At 39.8% G+C, this 332-nt stretch carries 1 protein-coding gene and 1 pseudogene; both read left to right on the top strand.

Annotated features, from left to right (window positions below; genetic code table 11):
* A pseudogene (locus tag HC176_RS19770) lies at nt 1-216 on the top strand (hypothetical protein); the annotation flags it as partial.
* Nucleotides 216-332 (top strand): nucleoside triphosphate pyrophosphohydrolase family protein (locus HC176_RS18280; protein ID WP_483414763.1); only part of this gene is annotated, 117 nt, incomplete at its 3' end. The pseudogene HC176_RS19770 and the gene HC176_RS18280, both read left to right, overlap by 1 nt.

Here is a 332-nt window from a genome sequence, read left to right as displayed (position 1 = left end):
GAATCAATGCCCGAAAGTCTTATCACGACCATCAATGGAGGAGAAGGAGAATTCAAATTCTTGGCAAATCAAAATGGCAGGTTCCTGAGACTTCAGGCGGACTTTGGATTAAAAAACATCATTTTCCTTCCATCGCAATATCAGGCATTAAAAGAATTTTATGCTCAGATGGTGGAGAAACAATCAGAAGCTATAGTTTTGAAAAAAACTATTTAATGAACATTGAAAATGCACAGGAGGCTGTAGATGCCTGGATCAGGGAACACGGGGTAAGATATTTTAATGAACTTACCAACATGGCGCAGCTCACAGAAGAAGTTGGAGAAGTAGCC

The organism is Tamlana crocina (assembly GCF_012037625.1).
This window is presented reverse-complemented; position numbering and strand designations above follow the sequence as displayed.